Source organism: Mesorhizobium sp. M7A.F.Ca.US.014.04.1.1 (assembly GCF_003998745.1).
GTDB lineage: Bacteria > Pseudomonadota > Alphaproteobacteria > Rhizobiales > Rhizobiaceae > Mesorhizobium > Mesorhizobium ciceri.
Map to the genome: position 1 here is coordinate 7,916 of NZ_RZRW01000131.1, position 3,852 is coordinate 11,767.

The window sequence follows — 3,852 nt, forward strand, 5'->3', positions numbered from 1 at the left end:
CCCGTCCGGCTGCGGCCAGACGACGACCTTGCGCATGAACGCGGGGCTTGAGCTGCCGACCGGCGGCCAGATCCTGCTCGGCGGCGACGACGTCACCATGCTGCGGGCCCGCGAGCGCGACATCGCCTTCGTCTTCCAGCTGTTCGCGCTCTATCCGCACATGAATGTGCGCAAGAACATCGGCTTCCCGCTGCTGGCGCAAGGCATGCCTTCGGCCGAAATCCGCACGCGGGTCGAGGAAACGGCGAAGCTGCTGCGCATCGACCATCTGCTCAACAAATCCGTCTCCGGACTTGCCGGCGGCGACCGCCAGCGCGTCGCGCTCGGCCGCGCCATCGTGCGGCGGCCAAAATGCTTCCTGATGGATGAGCCGCTGGGAACCCTTGACACCGAATTCCGCGATTTGATGGTCCACGAGCTGCGCGAACTGCACAACCGCATCCATGCCACGACGGTCTATGTCACGCACGACCAGATGGAAGCGATGTCGATGGCCGACAAGATCGCGGTGATGAACCATGGCGTCATCGAGCAGTTCGGAAGCCCGCGCGAAATCTATGACCGCCCGGCGACCATGTTCGTCGCCGACTTCATCGGCTCGCCACCGATGAACTTTTTGGGATTTGGCGGCGGGCTCGCCAAGGGCGCCAGGGAGATCATCGTGCAAGGCGCGAAGGTCGCGGTGCCGGAGGTGCGCGAGGACATCGCACCTGGCGACATGGCGCTCGGCATCCGCCCTGAACACATCCGCTTCGACGACGCCTCAAAATTGCGCGGCGCCATCTACGGCACCGAATATCTCGGCACCACGCAGATCGTCGCGGTGGAGACGGCGGATGGCATCATCAAGGCACGCGTACCGGCCGAAATCAGGCTCGCCACCGGCGACCATGTCGGCCTGACGCTGAGCAGCGCGCGGCTGTCGCTGTTCGAGAAGGGATCGGGCCGCGCGGTGAGAACCGCGATCCACGATGTCGCCTCGGAACGGAGGGCCCAGCATGGCTGAGGTGCACATCAAGAACGTGACCAAGAGTTTCGGCGACCATGTCGCCGTCGACGGCCTCGACCTGCACATAGCAGATGGTGAATTCGTCGTGCTGCTCGGGCCAACCGGGGCCGGCAAGACGACGACGCTGCGGCTCATCGCCGGGTTGGAACGGCCAGACAGCGGCACGATCGAGATCGGCGGACACAATGCCACGACGCTGTCGCCGGCCGAGCGCGACACCGCCTTCGTCTTCCAGCAATATTCGCTCTATCCGCATCTGTCGGTGTTCGACAATCTCGCCTTTCCGCTGCGCTCGCCGGCGCGGAAAATGCCGGAAGACCAGATCCGCCGCCGGGTCGAGGAGGTGGCGAAGATGGTGCGCATCCATCACAAGCTCGCCAACCGCTCGACCAAGCTTTCGGGCGGCGAAATGCAGCGCGTCGCCATCGGCCGCGCGCTGGTGCACAAACCGTCCATCTATCTGATGGACGAGCCGCTGTCATCGCTCGACGCCAAGCTGCGGGCGGATCTGCGGCTCGAGCTGAAGCGCATCCAGACCGAGCTCGGCGCCACCATGCTTTACGTCACCCACGACCAGATCGAGGCGATGACGATGGCAGACCGCATCGGCATCCTCACCGAGGGCGTGCTGGTGCAGATCGGCTCGCCGCGCACCATCTATTCAGAGCCGGCAAACCTGCATGTCGCGGCGAGGCTCGGCCAGCCGGCGATCAATCTTCTGCCGACCGGGCTGCTGCCTGACGGCGGCGCACCGGCCGGCACCAAGACGATCGGCGCGCGCACCGAGCATCTGACGATCGCGAAGGCCGCGAATGGCCATGCTGACGGCGTTGTCGACTGGGTCGAGCATCTCGGTGACCAGAACCATTTGCATGTGACGGTAGGCACCAAGAAACTGGTGACGCTGACCGATCCCGACACGGATCTGGCGCAGGGCGACAAAGTGGTGATCCGCTACCGGGCGCCGCTGTATTTCGGCGCCGATGGACAGCGATTGATGTGAGCGGTTTTCGGTGATTCAGCACCGGTTTTGACTTTGCCAGTACGGGACGAATCGATGAAGCACTTTTTCAATCGCAGGGAAACGATCGTCACCGAGGCGCTGGACGGCCTGCTACGAACCATTGGCTCCGGCGATCTCGCGCGCCTCGACGGCTATCCCGAGATCAAGGTCGTCCTGCGCGCCGACTGGGACAAGACGAAAGTCAGTGTCGTCTCCGGCGGCGGGGCCGGGCACGAGCCTTCACATGCCGGTTTCGTCGGCAGGGGCATGCTGACGGCGGCGGTTTCGGGCGAGATCTTTGCCTCGCCAAGCGTCGAAGCGGTGCTGGCCGCCATTCGCGCGGTCACCGGCCCGGCCGGCTGCCTGCTGATCGTCAAGAACTACACCGGCGACCGTCTCAATTTCGGCCTGGCGGCAGAGAAGGCGCGCGCCGAAGGGTTTCGTGTCGAGATGGTCATTGTCGCCGACGATATCGCTTTGCCCGACATCACCCAGCCGCGCGGCGTTGCCGGCACCTTGTTCGTGCACAAGATATCAGGCCACCTGTCGGAAGCCGGCCACGATCTGGCTGAAATCGCGGCAGCGGCGCGGGCGGCGGCTAAGGACATAGTTTCGCTCGGCATGTCGCTGTCGTCCTGCTCGATCCCGGGCCAGCCGCACGAAGACAGATTTGGCGAGAACGATGGCGAACTCGGCCTTGGCATTCACGGCGAGCCGGGCGTCGAGCGGATTGCGGTGCAGAGCGCCGACAGGCTGGTGGCGATCATGGCGGAGCGCCTCGCGGCACGGCTTGATCCCAAGGCCACCTACGCCTTGCTGATCAACAATCTCGGCTCCGTGCCGCCGCTGGAAATGTCCGTTATCGCCAATGCGGTGCTTGCCTCGCCGTTGGCCAAAACCATCAAACTGACGATCGGGCCGGGCCCGCTGATGACGGCGCTCAACATGAACGGCTTCTCGCTGTCGCTGATCCGGCTGGATGCGGCGCGCGAAACCGCCTTGCAGGCGCCGGTCGGCCCGCATGCCTGGATACCGGCAAAGCCGGTTGTTTCACCTGCCGTCGTGCCGATGGCGAAAGCGGCCGGACAAAGCGTGGCACGCAAGCCCAGCCAGGATGCGCGGACCCGGTCTCTTCTCGTTACCATCTGCGAAAGGCTGATCGCGCTCGAAGCGACTTTGAACGGACTGGACGCCAAAACAGGCGACGGCGACACCGGTTCGACGGTGGCGACCGGCGCGCGCAGTGTTCTCGAGCGGCTCGACACGCTGCCGCTTGCCGAGCCTGCAGCCACCCTTGGCGCGATAGGCGACATTCTGAGCGCGTCGATGGGCGGCTCCAGCGGCGTGCTGCTGTCGATCTTCTTCACGGCGGCGGCGCAGGCTCTGGGCGGCGGCGCGAGCCTGCCCAGAGCGTTGCTTGCCGGCCTTGAACGGATGACCTTTTATGGCGGCGCCAGAATTGGCGATAGAACCATGGTCGATGCGCTGGAGCCGGCGCTCAAAGCACTCGACGCGAACGGCCTGGAGGAGGCGGCAACAGCAGCCCGCCATGGTGCCGAGGCCACGGCCGCCATGGACAAGGCAAAAGCCGGGCGGTCGGCCTATGTCGGCAGCAAGCTGCAAGGTGTGGTCGACCCCGGCGCTCACGCGGTGGCCGAAGTCTTCGCGGCGGCCGCGGCATTGCATGAAGCGGCCTGACGTATGCTCCAGTTGTCGAATGACCGTTCTTTCGATACTGCGGGCAAGATGGAAACCGGGAATGCGGGTGACATGGCGGCGTTGAACCTTGCCCGGCTGATCGCGGCCGCCGCGGATACGATCGCCGCGAATGCCGAGGAAT

At 65.0% G+C, this 3,852-nt stretch carries 3 protein-coding genes; all 3 read left to right on the forward strand.

The genetic code is table 11. The features are described 5' to 3' along the window. Positions 1 to 1,006, forward strand: a 1,006-nt coding sequence (locus EOA22_RS11685; RefSeq protein WP_245478622.1) for an ABC transporter ATP-binding protein, incomplete at its 5' end; no start/stop codon positions are given. After that, positions 999 to 2,012 carry an ABC transporter ATP-binding protein gene (locus EOA22_RS11690; RefSeq protein ID WP_063169896.1) on the forward strand — a complete coding sequence of 338 codons (1,014 nt, stop codon included), beginning with the start codon at positions 999 to 1,001 and terminating at the stop codon, positions 2,010 to 2,012. The genes EOA22_RS11685 and EOA22_RS11690, both read left to right, overlap by 8 nt. Positions 2,013 to 2,066: 54 nt before the next feature. Next, a complete protein-coding gene (locus EOA22_RS11695) occupies positions 2,067 to 3,710 on the forward strand; it encodes a dihydroxyacetone kinase subunit DhaK (protein WP_063169895.1) in 1,644 nt (547 codons plus the stop codon). The last annotated feature ends 142 nt before the right edge of the window (positions 3,711 to 3,852 follow it).

Bases quoted from the DNA above. Each gene is read 5' to 3' on its own strand.
- EOA22_RS11695 (WP_063169895.1), top strand. From the start codon at position 2,067: ATGAAGCACTTTTTCAATCGCAGGGAAACGATCGTCACCGAGGCGCTG.
- EOA22_RS11690 (WP_063169896.1), top strand. From the start codon at position 999: ATGGCTGAGGTGCACATCAAGAACGTGACCAAGAGTTTCGGCGACCAT.